The organism is Bradyrhizobium sp. CCBAU 25338 (assembly GCF_028128965.1).
Classification (GTDB): domain Bacteria; phylum Pseudomonadota; class Alphaproteobacteria; order Rhizobiales; family Xanthobacteraceae; genus Bradyrhizobium; species Bradyrhizobium liaoningense.
In genome coordinates, this window is the sequence record NZ_LFKY01000042.1 from 409,431 (window position 1) to 424,781 (window position 15,351).

General features: G+C 59.0%; 16 protein-coding genes. 10 read left to right on the top strand and 6 right to left on the bottom strand.

Annotated features, from left to right (window positions below):
• Positions 1–161: 161 nt before the first annotated feature.
• The 4 genes from ACM42_RS31685 to ACM42_RS31700 all read left to right on the top strand — a co-directional run bounded on the left by ACM42_RS31685 (position 162) and on the right by ACM42_RS31700 (position 3,553).
• A complete protein-coding gene (locus ACM42_RS31685; RefSeq protein ID WP_271531654.1) occupies positions 162–410 on the top strand; it encodes a hypothetical protein in 249 nt (82 codons plus the stop codon).
• A complete protein-coding gene (locus tag ACM42_RS31690; protein ID WP_271531656.1) occupies positions 407–616 on the top strand; it encodes a hypothetical protein in 210 nt (69 codons plus the stop codon). The genes ACM42_RS31685 and ACM42_RS31690 overlap by 4 nt, the downstream gene beginning before the upstream one ends.
• On the top strand, positions 616–1,563 hold the full coding sequence (locus tag ACM42_RS31695) for a hypothetical protein (RefSeq protein WP_271531658.1): 948 nt from the start codon (positions 616–618) through the stop codon (positions 1,561–1,563). Before ACM42_RS31690 ends, ACM42_RS31695 begins: the two co-directional genes overlap by 1 nt.
• Before the next feature lie 106 nt (positions 1,564–1,669).
• Positions 1,670–3,553: a DNA primase family protein gene (locus ACM42_RS31700; RefSeq protein ID WP_271531660.1), complete on the top strand. Its 1,884-nt coding sequence runs from the start codon at positions 1,670–1,672 to the stop codon at positions 3,551–3,553.
• 9 nt (positions 3,554–3,562) lie between these two features.
• Here the strand turns inward: ACM42_RS31700 and ACM42_RS31705 are convergent, their stop codons facing one another.
• The 5 genes from ACM42_RS31705 to ACM42_RS31725 all read right to left on the bottom strand — a co-directional run bounded on the left by ACM42_RS31705 (position 3,563) and on the right by ACM42_RS31725 (position 8,729).
• Positions 3,563–4,207: a hypothetical protein gene (locus ACM42_RS31705; protein WP_271531662.1), complete on the bottom strand. Its 645-nt coding sequence runs from the start codon at positions 4,205–4,207 to the stop codon at positions 3,563–3,565.
• A 740-nt stretch (positions 4,208–4,947) separates the two neighbouring features.
• Positions 4,948–5,343: a hypothetical protein gene (locus ACM42_RS31710; RefSeq protein ID WP_271531664.1), complete on the bottom strand. Its 396-nt coding sequence runs from the start codon at positions 5,341–5,343 to the stop codon at positions 4,948–4,950.
• Positions 5,340–5,723, bottom strand: a complete 384-nt coding sequence (locus tag ACM42_RS31715; protein ID WP_271531666.1) for a hypothetical protein — start codon at positions 5,721–5,723, stop codon at positions 5,340–5,342. The genes ACM42_RS31710 and ACM42_RS31715 overlap by 4 nt, the downstream gene beginning before the upstream one ends.
• A 12-nt stretch (positions 5,724–5,735) precedes the next feature.
• On the bottom strand, positions 5,736–7,106 hold the full coding sequence (locus ACM42_RS31720; protein WP_271531668.1) for a hypothetical protein: 1,371 nt from the start codon (positions 7,104–7,106) through the stop codon (positions 5,736–5,738).
• 9 nt (positions 7,107–7,115) lie between these two features.
• On the bottom strand, positions 7,116–8,729 hold the full coding sequence (locus ACM42_RS31725) for an AAA family ATPase (protein ID WP_271531670.1): 1,614 nt from the start codon (positions 8,727–8,729) through the stop codon (positions 7,116–7,118).
• A 164-nt stretch (positions 8,730–8,893) separates the two neighbouring features.
• Between ACM42_RS31725 and ACM42_RS31730 the strand changes: the two genes are divergently transcribed.
• The 5 genes from ACM42_RS31730 to ACM42_RS31750 all read left to right on the top strand — a co-directional run bounded on the left by ACM42_RS31730 (position 8,894) and on the right by ACM42_RS31750 (position 12,945).
• Positions 8,894–9,106, top strand: coding sequence for a hypothetical protein (locus ACM42_RS31730; RefSeq protein WP_271531672.1), 213 nt, complete (start codon positions 8,894–8,896; stop codon positions 9,104–9,106).
• 707 nt (positions 9,107–9,813) lie between these two features.
• Positions 9,814–10,236: a hypothetical protein gene (locus ACM42_RS31735; RefSeq protein WP_271531674.1), complete on the top strand. Its 423-nt coding sequence runs from the start codon at positions 9,814–9,816 to the stop codon at positions 10,234–10,236.
• A gap of 111 nt (positions 10,237–10,347) precedes the next feature.
• A complete protein-coding gene (gene htpG, locus ACM42_RS31740; protein ID WP_271531676.1) occupies positions 10,348–12,225 on the top strand; it encodes a molecular chaperone HtpG in 1,878 nt (625 codons plus the stop codon).
• Between the two features lie 132 nt (positions 12,226–12,357).
• On the top strand, positions 12,358–12,633 hold the full coding sequence (locus ACM42_RS31745) for a DUF3551 domain-containing protein (RefSeq protein WP_271531678.1): 276 nt from the start codon (positions 12,358–12,360) through the stop codon (positions 12,631–12,633).
• 9 nt (positions 12,634–12,642) lie between these two features.
• A complete protein-coding gene (locus ACM42_RS31750; RefSeq protein ID WP_271531679.1) occupies positions 12,643–12,945 on the top strand; it encodes a DUF3551 domain-containing protein in 303 nt (100 codons plus the stop codon).
• 55 nt (positions 12,946–13,000) lie between these two features.
• Here the strand turns inward: ACM42_RS31750 and ACM42_RS31755 are convergent, their stop codons facing one another.
• On the bottom strand, positions 13,001–13,219 hold the full coding sequence (locus ACM42_RS31755) for a hypothetical protein (protein ID WP_442868959.1): 219 nt from the start codon (positions 13,217–13,219) through the stop codon (positions 13,001–13,003).
• 238 nt (positions 13,220–13,457) lie between these two features.
• Between ACM42_RS31755 and ACM42_RS31760 the strand changes: the two genes are divergently transcribed.
• On the top strand, positions 13,458–15,272 hold the full coding sequence (locus ACM42_RS31760) for a long-chain-acyl-CoA synthetase (protein ID WP_271531681.1): 1,815 nt from the start codon (positions 13,458–13,460) through the stop codon (positions 15,270–15,272).
• Positions 15,273–15,351 lie beyond the last annotated feature (79 nt).

A 15,351-nucleotide genomic window follows, 5' to 3' on the forward strand; every position in this document is an offset into this window, starting at 1 on the left:
TGCGCGTCGTTCGAAGTTCAGCGCGTTACGTCTCTCCTACCGGCGGACGCCAGCATGCCGATTGCGTCAGTGGTGGCGCCAATCGGCACTCCGGCCGGGGACGTGTTGCCTTCGAATGCGCGCCCCCGGCCAACCCTTTTCAACACCAAGGAGTTTTTCAAATGCGTTGTTCGGTAGATCGCATCAAAGCGTCAGCCGCGTACTATGCAGAGGCAAATGGACCCGAAGCGCTGCGGACGTTCTTTCTTGCTGTCGCTGGCGTTCCGCGTCTCGAGGACGTACCTGAGTCGGAACGGCTTCGGGTCAACATGCAGCTTCGGGAGAATGTCAACGAGCCCATTCCGGAGAGGCCGCGCGCGTTGGCAGGCATCGCCCGCCGCGCGTTCGCGAACATGCAGGTGCGCAAATGAGACGGGACCGGCTCATTGGCTTTCAAGACGTCGCGCGCGTGCTCGACAAAAGTCTCGCCTATACCTACCGGCTTTCGAGCGCCGATCCGGCGTTTCCGCCGGTCGAAGCGCGTGACGGGGCGCGCAAGCTCTTCGCGCGGCATACGGTGCGGTACTATAAGCGCAACTGCAGGCGGTGGTATCGTCGGCACAAGGGAATCGAGTAATGACCTTCATTATGAAGCCGGTGCGGCCGGTGGTGAAGATCAAGCAACCGCCCGCCTTCGGTAAGGGCGAGCCGTGGAAGGCCCTCAATTTTCGCTGGCGAGATACCGCTGGCGAAGACCACGTGATCGCGCTCGCTACAGGCGCCAACGTGTCGGACGTCGAGTCCATCAAGTTTTGGTGGGCGAGGAGGAAAGAAGTCGAAGCGTTTGCGGCGTATTGTAACGCGACGGGTCAGGACCTTCGCGACGTCTATGTGCTTTCCCCGGATCGCAAAACCCTTCTCGGTTTCGGCATCCTACCGCCGGGCGCCACACCCGACGACGTTGTGCACTTCTTCACAGCACTTCGGAGACGCGGCCTTGACGGCGTGATCGTCCCGAAAACCGGCCTGCCCGAATTGCCATTCTACTTCTCAGACAGCGGCTTGCAAATGCCGGGCGCCGGCCGGCGCGGAATCGAATTGCATTTGGAATACTTCGACTCTGGCGAGACGGAAATCTTGCACGTTGCGCCACTTGCCAAGCTGCCACAGTTCTTCGCCGGGATGTTTTACGCGAAGCGACGCGACTACGAACGCGTTCTGGCCGCGCATCGACCGCGCACGTTCATGGTCTACAGTCTTGCGAGCCGCAGCGAGAAGCCTACCGAAATTTATGAGTTGGGCCGAGACCGCAAGTATCACGTCATTGGTGAGATTGCGGATGGCGACGACAATAGCAGCGGCTTCGTCGCGGAGTCCCATGGTGTATTCGGTCGGACGCCAACGGCGAACGAACTCGCTTGGCTTGCCTGCAAGCTCGCGGCGACCGGGCGTTGGCTTGCGTTGGTTAAACGCGCGGATGAAGATCTTGACGCCGATACCGTATTGCTAATGTCCACGTTTGCGCCGTATGAATTCGAAAGCGCCGTCAGTGAAATTGCGATCAGCGGCCTCGCAGTTGGCTGATCGGCCGCGAGGCGACTGCGCCCCGCGAAATGCGCCCCAAGACAGTGGATAATATAAAGCCCTCGCAGCGTGTGCAGCGCTGCGTGTGTCTTGCGGAGTGGACGAGATGTACGACGACGAAGGCGATCACAGCGCGGCAATCCCGCTCCGGTCCTTAACGATCTTTCCGACCTTCTCAATTTCCATTGTGGAGCCGGAGACCGATCCGGATTTTGAGGTTGAGTCCCGCTTCGATTACGGTCCAGCGCCCCGGTATGGCTGGGACAACGCCGTGGACATCGCGGAGGCCAAGCAAATCTGTCGCGACATGGCGGGTGGCCCGTTGGACAACGCCGACGGCCGCAAGCACATCTTCGACCTAGCGATGCGCGTTCGCGACCTCGGCATCTCCAAGACGCAAGCCGTCGAACTGGTTCACCGCTATTGTAGGAGTCCAATTCCGAAGGGTGATGTGAACGAACAGGTTCACCGCGCCTACATGGCCGCTGTGATTGCGCCGGGCAGCCTGAGTCGCGCTCGCCGCGCCAGCGTGGGTCTGGTCGGAAGCAATCCGGATAATCCGTGGCCAGCGGCGTCCGATGACGAGCCGGCGTGCGTGTGGCCGAAGCCGCTGACGTATCAGGGCAAGGACAACGCGGCGAAGTGCGCCGAAACGTTTCTTGCGGAGCGACCGGACCGGCTGATTTCGTCGGATGGCACCCTATACACCCTTGAGGGTAATCGGGTCTGGCGCGCCCTTGATGACGACGAATCGGCTGCGGAGATTCGCGCGACTGATCCGACCAACGTGCTGGACGTGGGCAAGATCTTCTTGATGGTAAAGGCGATCAAGCTCGCTTGCTTCAGCAAAGCGCGTCCGCACGAATGGATCGCCAAGCCCGACGACGCGCCGGAGCCGAACGACTTGATTCTTGCTGGGAACGGCATCGTCAACGCAGCAACGGGCGATCTGATTCCACATGATGGCCGATATTTCGCAACGGGGCTTCCCGAATGGAGCTATGACCCGGAGGCGACGGCGCCGCTCTTCCTTAGGAAGTTGGAGGAGTGGCTACATCCGTCGTTTCATCCAACTCTCCAAGAGTTCTTTGGCTACGCGCTGACGGCCGACACGTCCATTGAAGTGCTGTTGGCGATGATCGGCGCGAAGCGCGGTGGCAAGGGCACGCTGACGCGCATCCTTCAGGGGCTTATCGGCAAGCACCACCACGCTTCTGTCATGCTCAACGATCTTGCGGGCGACTTCGGCTTAGCAGGATTGATGGATAAACGCGCTATCTTCATCCCCGACGCGCACGACGCCGACTTGTCCCGGCGCTCCGCTGCCATCGAGCGCATTAAATCCATCACTGGCAACGACGAGGTGTCGGTGAATCGCAAGAATATGTCGATGTTGTCAGTGAAGATTCCGGCCAAGATTGTTTTGGTGGCGAACAAGCATCCAAAGTTCTTGGACGAATCCGGTGCGTTGGCGGACCGCGAGCTGGTGCTGGTGTTCGAATCGTCGTTCGCGAAGGTAAAGGACACCGAGCTGGGGGCCAAGCTACGGGCCGAACTGAGCGGCGTCGCCAATTGGGCCATCGCCGGGCTTCGGCGTCTCCGCGCGAACAGCAACCGCTTCACCATCGGCGAGCGAGGCCGTATGGCTCAGCGAGAGCTTGCGGAGGCGCAAAGTCCGGCGTTGCGGTTCGCGAACGAGTGCTTGCGAGTGACGGGGGACGCGGCGGACGCCATCCCATTGGCGGTGGCGTTCGAAGCCTATGAGCATTGGGCGCATACTGTTGAGGGCATGTCGGGCCGTGAGCGGCGTAATCGGGCGGACTTCAAGGCCGACCTGATCGCCGCTCTAGGAGAGCGTGGCGTGCGTTTTGATTCCAAGTTGGCGCGTCGTTGGCGAGATCCCCTCGGAGAATCGCGCTACGGGAAGGGTATCGTCATGCGACGTTGGTTTACCGGTGTCCTAATGAAAAAAGAAACAAGGATCGAATAGGCAGAGCGGCTAACGTCTCCACTTGACTATCGGAAATCCTACTGATGTTGTTGTCTCTACAAGATAGAGGTCACAATACTGTATTGCCCACTTGAATGTTGGTGTTGCCGGGTAGCTCTTGCCGTTCTGCTCAAACCAGTCACGGCCGAATTGCGGTTCATCGATTTGGACATCCAACTGCTGCATTGCTTCAGTTATTCGATCTGCGTGCATGGTGTGCAGTGGCGAGGTGCCCGCGCTGGAGAGTAGAGCTCCCATGACCACCTGGTCGCCAACTTGAAAAGCCGTTGAAAGACCCCTGCGTTGGCGCCGATTGTGTTCGCTCATAGTCTCTGGCTGTCGGGACCCTAGAATGCCCTTTAGTTCGTACGATGTTCCTACGCGTGCGTCAGCAACGGCTTGGGCAAGAGTACCGTCATCGAAACTCTTGTGGTCGCCCACCATGAGGAAAAACGCATCGACTCGCGAGAAGCTAACGTAGAGGAGTTCTTTCGTCCCGGACGGGCTGAGATGCAGATGATGCATCTCATAGGCGTTTAAGACGTAGTCTTTGTTTCCCCATAGGGTTTGGTCCTTGGCACGCACGTACCCGTAATTGAGTTGGTCAGATAGATATGGCCTCATATCGTTACCCGTCTCGATTTCTGCGGCCAAAGCTAGGACTGCTTCCGAATGGTGTCGCGCTGATCCATGCCGAAGGATTCCGTCCCAAGTGACGACGCGACGCGGGCGGGCAGGTACAAATCGATCAGCCCACCCGATGTAGCGCGAGAGGAGTTCCCAGCGATCCATCGCTCGGAGGTCCGCCCGTGATTCTTCGGGCTCGCACGGGATTGAATCCGCCAACCTTTCATAAAAGTCGCGAATGCGTGGTCTCTCAGGATAGACCAACGGTCACGCTCCTTGGTGTTGTCGTTGTTGCCGTTGCGTTGCCAGCCGAATCAACACGCAAGCGGTTGAGATTACAAATGAAAGGCGGAGTGTTGTCATGTTGCCGTCTTCTGTCACGTTGCTGCCGCGCGCGGTTATCTCCAACGCGACGCGGTGTGCGAGAGCAACAGCGTGCAGCAGTAGCAGCCCTATCGACTTTAGTTTTCGGACGGCAAAACAGCGACAAATGAAGGAAAACAATTATAGATCAATGGCCTTTGTGTTGCCAAGCACAGCAACAAAACGACAACGGGGACGGAAAACGGCAACACTTGGTTTCGCAACCGCTCGCCGTCTCGCTTAAAAGCCGGATGGATGTAAGAGAAGACCCCTCGGATTAATTTGAACGTCCACGGGTCCCTTGCGCCGTACGATGCAACGCGGGCATCCCAGAGGCGCGGGTAGCCTCCAGCTACAGAAAAATTTGAAATCGTCTAGGGAATGTTTGCCGCTCGGGACCCAACTTATTCGCGTTTGCCCGACGCAAGGTATTCCTTGGTTACCCAGTGGTGCGAGTGCAGTATGCTATCGTACTCTTGATATCGGCCGGAAAACTTTGTTAAGGCGGTGTCGAACTGCACCATCACAAGTAACGCGTCGCTGACTTGCGGCAGAGTATCGCTATCCAATTCTTCGAGATATTTTCCTTCCGGTTCGTTCTTCAAAAAGCCGAGTAGATCAGTCAGAACACGATTGATGAGCTTGACCTTGGCGGGGCTCATTGTCGCGTCCGGCTTTTTCTTTGATAGTTCGCGCACTTCTTTAAGCAATCCCTGGAACACGCCGCTCGTTGTCCTATAGGTGTCCACGATGGCTTGGGTCGTGACGTGTGTAGGATGCGGCTTCGTGAGTTTCTTCATTTGTCGCCAACCCTTGTCGGCTGTGCTGCGATGATGTCGCTGGTTCGGTCGTCTACTTTGTAGTACCACTTGTAACCTTCATACACGACGTTGTCAGATCGAAAGCGTTCGGCCTGCTCCATGTACTGGGTCAGGATCAAGGTTACGTCGCTATTGGTTGGCATATCGTCGGAGTCGAACTGCTCGAAGTCCTCAAATGGCCGGTAGTCTTGCGGGAGTATCGTATTTCCGGCGGCAATTATTTTGTTAACCAGTTTCAATTTGAACGCGTTCAATGCGTCGTTGGGTGACTTCTTCGCTAGCTGAGAAATTTCAGTGTGCATCCCTCCGAGCTGAACAATCAGCCTTTCGAGCGCTTCTACATCATTGCTTGTTTTCATCGTTCCTCTCTTTCACGGACAGGCTCTTCGGAATTCGACGTATTTCTTGTTGATCACATCTAGAGGGGCGCGCTGCCTGCTTTCGAACACCTCGACCATTTGTTCAATGTCAGAGTCCGTCAATGCGACGACTGCTTTGCGTTGGCCCGACCAAAGATCGATGGTTCGCTGAAATTCAGCACGCTTCAAGGGATTGCGGGTGACGAACACGCCGAACCGGCCCAGTTCGTCGGCCAGGTAGCGGTTCAACTGATCAACGTGCTCGCGTACGATGGACTTAACGTTCTTCATCTCGAAGGTAATTTGACGCGAACCGTAATCGTCCATCATCTCAGCTAGGAAGGGGGTTGATCGCGGGTTGTAAAAGATCAAGTCGCGGATCGTAACGCCGCTGTCCGTTCTAGCTTGCGATTGGGCAAAATCGAGATGCGGATAAAGTAGGGAGGGAAGGAGCTGTCCTACCACATCTTCGTACCTTTTGTCCGCGTTGTCATCTTTGCCGGACGGAAGCTTCTTTAGCTCGACGAGCTTTCGTTTCGCTGACAAGACAGGAATTTGGGAAAAGAGCGGATCGTTATGGCAATCCTCGAATGTCCTCTCCTTGGTCCGAACGTAACCATCCACAATCCCATAGTGATCTCGATTGAAATTTAGAACCTCGACGCGCTCCAATACTTGTGCAGCGTGAGCAATGTCGTCTTGAGGGCAATGGTTCTCAAAGTAATCGTCGTAGTTAAGCCATGGAGTAAAACGGAGCCATCGCTTGGGAACAAACAACAGAGGTGTCTGATCGATAGGGTTCACAGGCAAATTAAACCGACCGGTCTTGAAGTTGTTCGACCGGTAGTCATAAACATTGTTCACCACGCAAGCGGTTGTCGGAATGCCCAAGCGGGCGCATTGATCGATTGTGAAATCGATCAGAAATGACTTCAAGAAGTTGCAGCTAATATCACTGACGCGGTCTTTCGATATGCCATCAACGAAAAGCTGTATCTCCTCGAAGTGGCGGAACCCGGCGTCTCGGTACTGTGGGATGCGACTGAAGAGCGCAACTACCTCAGCGGCCTTTTCCTTTCCAAGCCGCTTTCCTTTCCGTTTTGCAGACGAGCCCATTCCAACTTCGTCACATTCCGATGCGGCGACTAGTAGCGATACGGCTTCATCCGACTTACCTTTCTTTGCAAGGTAACCGAGATGGTTGAAGCCGTTGATGAGCGAGGTGTGCAGCGCTTGATCCTGCTGGGATGGGGAACGCCACAAAAGAAATGGATCGACGTAGAGAGGAATGTCCTCATCAAAGAACGGAATCGCGAAATCCAGATCGGCTTGGGCAAGCGCGATTCCATGATAGTCGGTAAGCCTTGGGCGAATGAGCGGCATCGAGCAGCGTTAGCTTCTTTCAATGTCTTCAGCTAGAGTGCCGAATAGCCCCCGGACGAACGATAGGGCGTCACTGTCGTCGACAAGAAGTTGCCTCACGGAGCCCTCATATTGGCTTCTTGATTGGAAACCGAGAGCCTCTGCGATTCCACCGAGAGCAGGTGTTTCGCGAATAGGGTATCGGGCGATCAGGAAATCTAAGTCGTTCGCTTGAACCGCAGCTTCCAACCGCGCCTTTTCAGCGGCGACTATCGCAGGTACGTCAACGGATACGGCGATCGGCTGGGCGGCTGCAATGTCTTGCCGGCGGGGTAGCTTCGTCATCAGGTCAGCACGAATTCTTGTCTCAACGATCCGTTCGCTAAGCCTTTGTGCGTGTGCTTGCATCGCTCCAATTGCACGACTCTTGGCATCGGAAAGTTTTAGTTCTGCTTTCGCGCCCGTAACTTTAGCTTGGCGCTCGCATACACGTCTTTGCACCTCAGGATGGTAATAGATAGATTCGACGGAAACGGCAGGGACCGCGTAGACGCCGCGCTCTTTGAGTCTTTGAACATCGCTCTGTTGCCTGTTATCTCTGTCCACGATGCCGAATGCTTTGACCCAGTGAAGTTCGGCAGCGTCCCGAATTCCTGCAACTGCGTGTTCGACATCACGGCAGCTTTGCTTCGGAACCACAGAAGCACTTGGGAATAACAGGCTATATATTGGCTTGTCCAAGCTATGCTCCTCGCCCTCCACGAAGAGCAATTTTCGGCGAGAGCCCAAAATGTCCTTCTTAAGCGAATCTTCGATTTCCGTGTCAGTAACAACAAGGTCAGCGTCCCAGGCCGAAGCGGTTGACCCGTTATAGCGGCAGGAGCGAAGGAGGAGCGTGCGAGAGCTTGGGTTGTCGATTGGTAAGAGAACATCGTGAGTTGACACCATAAAGGCGCAGTCGGACCGCTTAGCGAAGAGTAGCGTCAGAAGGGGCGAAATGATCGATCTATGTAGATGCCTCTCAGGCTCATCGATAAAGAACAAGGAATTCGGCGGTGCAGTCAGCACTTCGGCCGCGATTAGCAGCGCGTTGCGTTCTCCATCGGATAGCTCTGCGATGCTATACGGAGTGCAGCCGTCGCGGCTTGCAAACACTTGTTCAAATCTCTCAACAGATATCTGAATAGGCAGTGCTGAGAATCGAAGCAGATCATTGATGGTTTTTAACGGAGCGTCGGCTCTTGCAAGCTGCTTTGCCAGATCGATGTGTCCCTCGTCCACCGCTGCCGCGATCTGGCGCGCTCTGACATTCTGCGCATCCAAAAGATCGAAGATCGCTAGATTAGGCCGCGCGTTGGCATAGGAGTCTCTCCAACGGGAAACCGGTTCGGCATCATAGGCTGTGACAGTATTTTGGGAATCTCGCTTCTGCGCGGCTGTGATTTGTACTGCGTTGGTTTCGAACCATGTCTGGCGATGCGCAGAAATTCGACGGGCATTTTGACGATGCACCGCAAAGAAGCGCTGAATCATGCTCGATTTGCCGGTGCCGTTTGCCCCTAAGACGAATACGATTTCTCCGGTTTTGATCTCAAAATTCAGCTGCTGGCCGCTTAAGAGCGGCACGGAAAAGGTAAAGCTCACCGAGTGGTCATCCTGCCTGAATTGGAAAGGGGCAAATTGACGCGAGTCGCCGTGCCAGGGCAACTAACACTTGCAGTCGAGCCAGTTATCGGCAGCTTTTTCCCGCCTTCTTGACGTGTTCTTGTTATGTTCTAGAACGGCGAGAGATGGGGAGGGCTGGCGAGATGGCTGAAGCGGTTGTTCCAGGTGCTGCAACAGAGTCGGGAATAGAGGCCGCCGTTGATGACGCTATCGCTGCTTGCGGAGGCGATATGCGGGCAACTATCCGTGCGCTGATTGTGGCGAACGACTTCTTGGAAAAGGAGCTAAAGACGCAGGTCTCTCGCGGATTCATGCGCGGCGTGCGGCACGGCCGCTTCAACACGTATTCTGGTTAGACTAGTGATCGGGACGCGTCGCAATTAACCACGTTTGCAATTTGGCCATTCCTCGAAACGGCTGCGGCTCTTTTTAGATAACGCGGTGCGCAACGCTTGCCCAGTGACAAGGAGCGGCCCTTCCAATAGCTCCGGTTTCAGACGTTCGAGAAACTGGAGTTAGTCTTGTGCGTAGAAGCGAGTTAGAGTTTCGGACGGCGCTTGCCGAGCTTTTTGTTCGGGTGATCGCCAAAGGCGGCAAAGCAGCAAGGACACCAGCGAGCGCGCTCAAGGCGCTGGACGAGGCAAGAACCGGGCGGCGGTCAATCGATGGCATCCGCGTCGCGCCCATCATCTGGCGCTACCCCGCGCAAAACCAAGCACCTCAGAGCCAATCTGGCTTGGCCGCCCGGCGCTGAAGCTACCGGCGCCCCCGAAATGGGAGCGAAAGTGGGAACGGCTCCAAGGAATGCCAAATTTCTCGGAAAAAAAGTAAGGCGCGACCGGCATCACCACAGTCGCGCCCTACGTCGCCGGCTTATGGGGCAGGGGGGAATAGCCGGCTGCTGAGACGACTCCCGACCGTCGGAGTCGTTCCACGGCTTGCGAAATATTTCGCCGACCTGCGGCATTTTTCGCACACGGTTAAGTGATCGTAATGGCCGAGAACCGCCGATCCTGTGGCGGCGTTGTTCCCGTGATCGCCATGGGGCGAGGGATCGACAGCCATGTCACAGATTCAAAAGGTATTTTTAGGCGCCATTGCGACCGTCGCGACGCTCGGTGCTGTGCAATTGGCCTCCGGCCATGACTTGGCTGGTCGCTGGCAGGCGGTCGCCGACACCTCCAGCCGCAGCGCGAACTTCGCCCCGAGCCACAACGTCAATCGCGCCGCAAAGGCGGACCGGATCGCTGTGACCAAGCCGGCGCCGGCTCCGACCCGGACGGTGTCGATGCGGCTGAACGACCTCGCCGATACGTCGGTGCTGCTGCGGGTCCCGGCGGTGATCGAGACCGGCAACGCCAAGCCGCCGGTGCTGCTCCAGAACCAGCAGAAGGTTCGCACCAGGCCGACGATCGCCTGTGAGCCGATGGTCAGCTCCCTGACGGAGGTCGCGAAGCTGCTCCAGCCCGGCCGTTGCGTGACCTGATCCGCGCCTCCCGTGACGGGAGCCTTCCGGGCGCATGCTTCACATCCTCTTGATCCGCCGTTGCCTCGCGCTATATCCGGGTTCCTCCCTTTGTTTTGACCGGGTAAGCGCATGACGACGTCAGATACGGCTGTGCATACGCAGCCTTTCCAGGCCGAAGTTTCCGAACTGCTGCACCTGATGGTGCATTCCGTCTATTCGGAAACCGACATCTTCCTCCGCGAACTCATCTCCAATGCCTCCGATGCCTGCGACAAGCTGCGCTACGAGGCCATCGCAAGTCCCGCCCTGCTGGGCGAGGGCGACGCGCTCAAGATCCGCATCATCCCGAACAAGACGGCCAAGACGCTTACGATCGCCGACAACGGCATCGGCATGGAGCGGCAGGAGCTGATCGATCATCTCGGCACCATCGCCCGCTCCGGGACCAAGGCGTTCGTGTCCAAGCTGAAGGAGGCCAAGGACGGCCTCGGCCTGATCGGCCAGTTCGGCGTCGGCTTCTATTCAGCCTTCATGGTCGCCGAGAAGATCGTCGTGATCAGCCGCCGCGCCGGCGAGAGCGACGTCTGGACCTGGACGTCGTCCGGCGGCTCCGGCTTCGAGATTGCCCGTGCCAGCGACGAGGACGCGGCGCGCGTGACGCGCGGCACCGAGATCGTCCTGCACCTGAAGGACGACGCCAAGAAATATCTCGAGACCTACGAGATCGAGCGCATCGTCACGGCCTATTCCGACAACATCCTGTTCCCGATCGAGCTGGTGCCCGAAGAAGGCGAGCCGCGCCAGATCAATTCGGCCAGCGCGCTGTGGCAGCGCGCGAAATCCGAGCTGACGGCGGACGACTACAAGAAGGCCTATCAGCAGATCGCCTCCGCCTTCGACGACCCCGCGATGACGCTGCACTACCGCGCCGAGGGCCGCTACTCCTACGCCGTGCTGCTGTTCGCGCCCTCGACCAAGCCGTTCGACCTGTTCGAGCCTAACCGCAAGGGGCGCGTGAAGCTCTATGTCCGGCGCGTCTTCATCACCGACGATGCCAATCTGTTGCCGGGCTATCTGCGCTTCATCCGCGGCGTCGTCGATAGCGAGGATCTCCCGCTCAACATTTCGCGCGAGATGCTTCAGAACAATCCGCAGCTCGCGCAGATCCGCAAAGCCGTGGCGACCCGGGTTGTGTCCGAGCTCGAAAGCCTTGCCGACAAGGACCCGGAGAATTTCGCCAAGATCTGGGACGCGTTCGGTGCGGTGCTGAAGGAAGGCATCTACGAGGATTTCGAGCGGCGCGAAAAGCTGCTCGCGCTGTCGCGTTTCACCACCACGTCGGGCGAGAAGCGGTCGCTGAAGCAGGTCATCGCCGATTTCAAGCCGAACCAGACCGAGATCTATTATCTCGTCGGCGACAGCATCGAGCGGCTGAAATCCAATCCGCGGCTGGAAGCTGCGACCGCGCGCGGCATCGAGGTGTTGCTGCTGTCCGATCCGGTCGACGCCTTCTGGACCTCGATGCCGTCGGAGTTCGACGGCAAGCCGCTGAAGTCGCTGAGCCAGGGCGATCTCAATCTCGACCTGATTCCGCGCGTCGACGAGGCGGACGAGGCGAAGAAGGACGAGCCGGCCGCGGATGAAGCGGCTACCATCGCCGTGATCAAGGCCGCGCTCGGCGAGCGCGTCAGCGACGTCAAGGCCTCGACCCGGCTCACCAGCTCGGCCTCCTGCCTCGTCGCCGACAGCCAGGGCCCCAGCCGCGAGCTCGAGCGCATCCTGTCGCAGCAGAACCGCGGCATGAAGACCAAGCCGATCCTCGAGATCAATTTGCGCCATCCGCTGGTGACCGCGGTCACCAAGGCGCAAGCTGGCTCGAAGGTCGTCGACGATCTCAGCCTGCTCCTGCTCGAACAGGCGCAGATCCTGGACGGCGAATTGCCGGAAGACCCGGCGGCGTTCGCGGCAAGGCTGAATCGGCTCGTGCTGCAGGGGCTCGGCGCCTAGCGCCGCAGCCCCCCCACCCTACTCACCTTGCCGTAATCTATCTCCAGGAACAGTCGCGTCCGTCGTGATGTTGTGCCATATGGAGCCGCCGGCCCCCGATCCGCCGGCGGCCACTGACTCGAGGATGCGTCCATGCGCTTGCCGATCTTGACCCTCACCGCGATTGCCACGCTGTTCGCGGCAGATGCCAGCGCCCAGACCTATGATCCGCGCTATCCGGTGTGCATGCACGTCTATACGCCCGGCGGCTTCGGTGGTGGCGGCGGAGACTATTTCGACTGCTCTTTCACCTCGCTGCCGCAGTGCCGCGCGACCGCGTCGGGCCGCTCGGCGAGCTGCGATCTCAACCCGTATTACGCCTTCGACGAACCCCCGCCGCCGCGCCGGCGCCACAAGAAACAGCACTAGCGGTCTGCGATGCGGTTTTCTCGGATATTCGCGTCGTCTGGTTTGCTCGGCCTGACCGTGGCCGTCGGTGTCGTGCTCTCTGTCGCGCCGTCGCACGGGCAAACCTTCGATCCCCGCTATCCCGTCTGCATGCACGTCTATTCCGGTGCGAATGGCGGTGGTGGGGACTGGTACGACTGCTCCTTCACCTCGCTGCCGCAGTGCCGCGCGACCGCCTCGGGCCGCGCCGCGACCTGTGACCTCAATCCGTATTATCCGGTCAACGCGCCGCACCCGCGTCACAGGCGAAGCGGTCAGCACAAGGGATGGTAGAGCAAGGAATTTCCTGCTTGGCGAAGGCCGCCTAGCGCCTCCCTCTACTCCTTCTTCACGCCCGACAGCTCGACCACTTTGCGCCAGGATCGGTTTCCGCCATCAGCATGCTGCCGAACTCATGGGCATTGCTGTGCACTACGACCTGTGTCCCGATGTTGCTGCAGGCGCCCGGCTTGTTCGCGACCACGAAAGTCTGGCCGAGCCGGTCGGAGAGGCGCTGGCAGAGCAGCCGCGACAGCACGTCGGTGGCTCCGCCCGGCGTACAAGGCACCACCAATCTCGCCGCTATGCGGCGAGACAGCCTCGCCCACGAGGAGAGAGGGGAAGCTTCCCGCTCGCCTTCGCTACTTCGCTGTCGCAAGAATGGCACCGGGCTGCACGCCAATCCCGCCGGCCTGGTAAAGGATCGCTAGAGTTAATCGCGCACTAACGGAGTTTTACCTTGTCTCTTAACACCTGGGCAGTGCGCGCGGGCTAAGCTGCCGGACACAAGCAGACGGCCCGAAAGAGTGAACAATATGACCACCGGCGTCATCGAGCAGCCGAAAACCGTACACGCACCGTCGGCCTCGAAGATCTGGCTGAAGGCGATCGAGCTCACTGCGCGGATCGAGGCATTGCCCGGGCGTCTGTTCGCGGACGTCATCGACGATTGGGCGCAACGCCAGCCCGGCCGCGTCGCGCTGGTCACGGCTGACACAAGTCTCGACTATCAAGGCCTGTCGAATCGCATCAATCGCTACGCGCGCTGGGCACGCTCGGTCGGGGTAGCCAAGGGCGATACAGTAGCCCTCATCATGCCGAACGGTATCGACTATCTCGCGGCCTGGCTCGGCATCAGCCGCGTCGGAGGCGTGGTGGCGCTGCTCAATACAAAGCTGGTGGGACAGTCGCTTGCGCATTGCATCGACGTCGCAAGGCCGGCGCATATCATCGTCGCGCACGCGCTGACGGAAATGCTGGACGGCGCAACGCCGCATCTGAAGGCGCAGCCCAAGGTCTGGACCCACGGCGATGCCCGCAGCCAACGCGCGATCGACGTCGCTCTTGCCGTCCTCGACGACGGCCCGCTCTCGTCGGACGAACATGGCGACGTCACGATCGATGACCGCGCGCTGCTGATCTACACCTCGGGCACCACCGGCATGCCGAAAGCGGCCAGCATCAGCCACCGCCGCATCCTCAACTGGGGCTTCTGGTTCGCCGGTCTCACCGGCGCGACGCCACAGGACCGCCTCTACGACTGCCTGCCGCTATTCCACTCGGTCGGCGGCATTGTCGCGCCGTGCAGCATGCTGGCTGCCGGCGGTTCGGTCGCCATTGCGGAAAAATTCTCGGCCTCGCACTTCTGGTCCGACATCGTCCGGCATGACTGCACGTTATTCCAGTATATCGGCGAGCTCTGCCGCTATCTGCTGAAGGCGGCGCCGTCGGAATACGAGACGCGGCACCGCCTGCGGCTCGTCTGCGGCAACGGCTTGCGCGGCGACATCTGGGCAGATTTCCAGGCGCGCTTTTCCATTCCACGCATCCTCGAATTCTACGCGGCGACTGAAGGCAATTTTTCGCTGTTCAATGTCGAGGGGCAACCGGGCGCGATCGGGCGCATTCCGCCGCTGCTCGCACATCGCTTTCCCGCCAGTCTCGTCAAGCTCGACCCCGGCAGCGGCGTGCCGCTGCGCAATGGGGAGGGATTTTGCATCGCCTGTGCCCGCGGCGAGACCGGCGAAGCCATTGGCCGCATCGGTACCGCGGACGAGGGCGGCGGCCGCTTCGAAGGCTACACCGATGCCGGCGAGACCGAGAAGAAGATCCTGCGCGACGTCTTTGCCAGAGGCGATGCCTGGTTCCGCACCGGCGATCTGATGCGGATCGACGACAAGGGCTTTTTCCATTTCGTCGACCGCATCGGCGACACCTTCCGCTGGAAGGGCGAGAACGTTGCGACCTCGGAGGTGAACGACGCCGTGCGCGATTTCACCGGCGTGGTTGACGCCACCACCTACGGCGTTGCCATCCCCGGTGCCGACGGCCGCGCCGGCATGAGCGCGGTCGTCGTGAACGAGGGCTTTGACATCGCCGCGCTGCCTGCGCATCTGGCGCAGCGCCTGCCGGCTTACGCTCGGCCGGTCTTCATCCGCATCTCGCGCGAACTCGATGCGACCGAGACGTTCAAGCAGAAGAAGGGCGATCTCGCGTGCGAGGGATTTGATCCGGCCGCGATCTCCGATCCGCTGTTCATGCTTGATCCGAAATCCGGCGCCTATGTCGCACTCGATTCCAGTACATTTGCCGGGATCGTAGACGGCACGATCCGGCTGTAGCGTCACCAAAATCCGCCAGATGGGTCCAATTTTATCTGAATTGTCCAAGAGGCCATTTACCTCTGTCGGGTAAACAGAG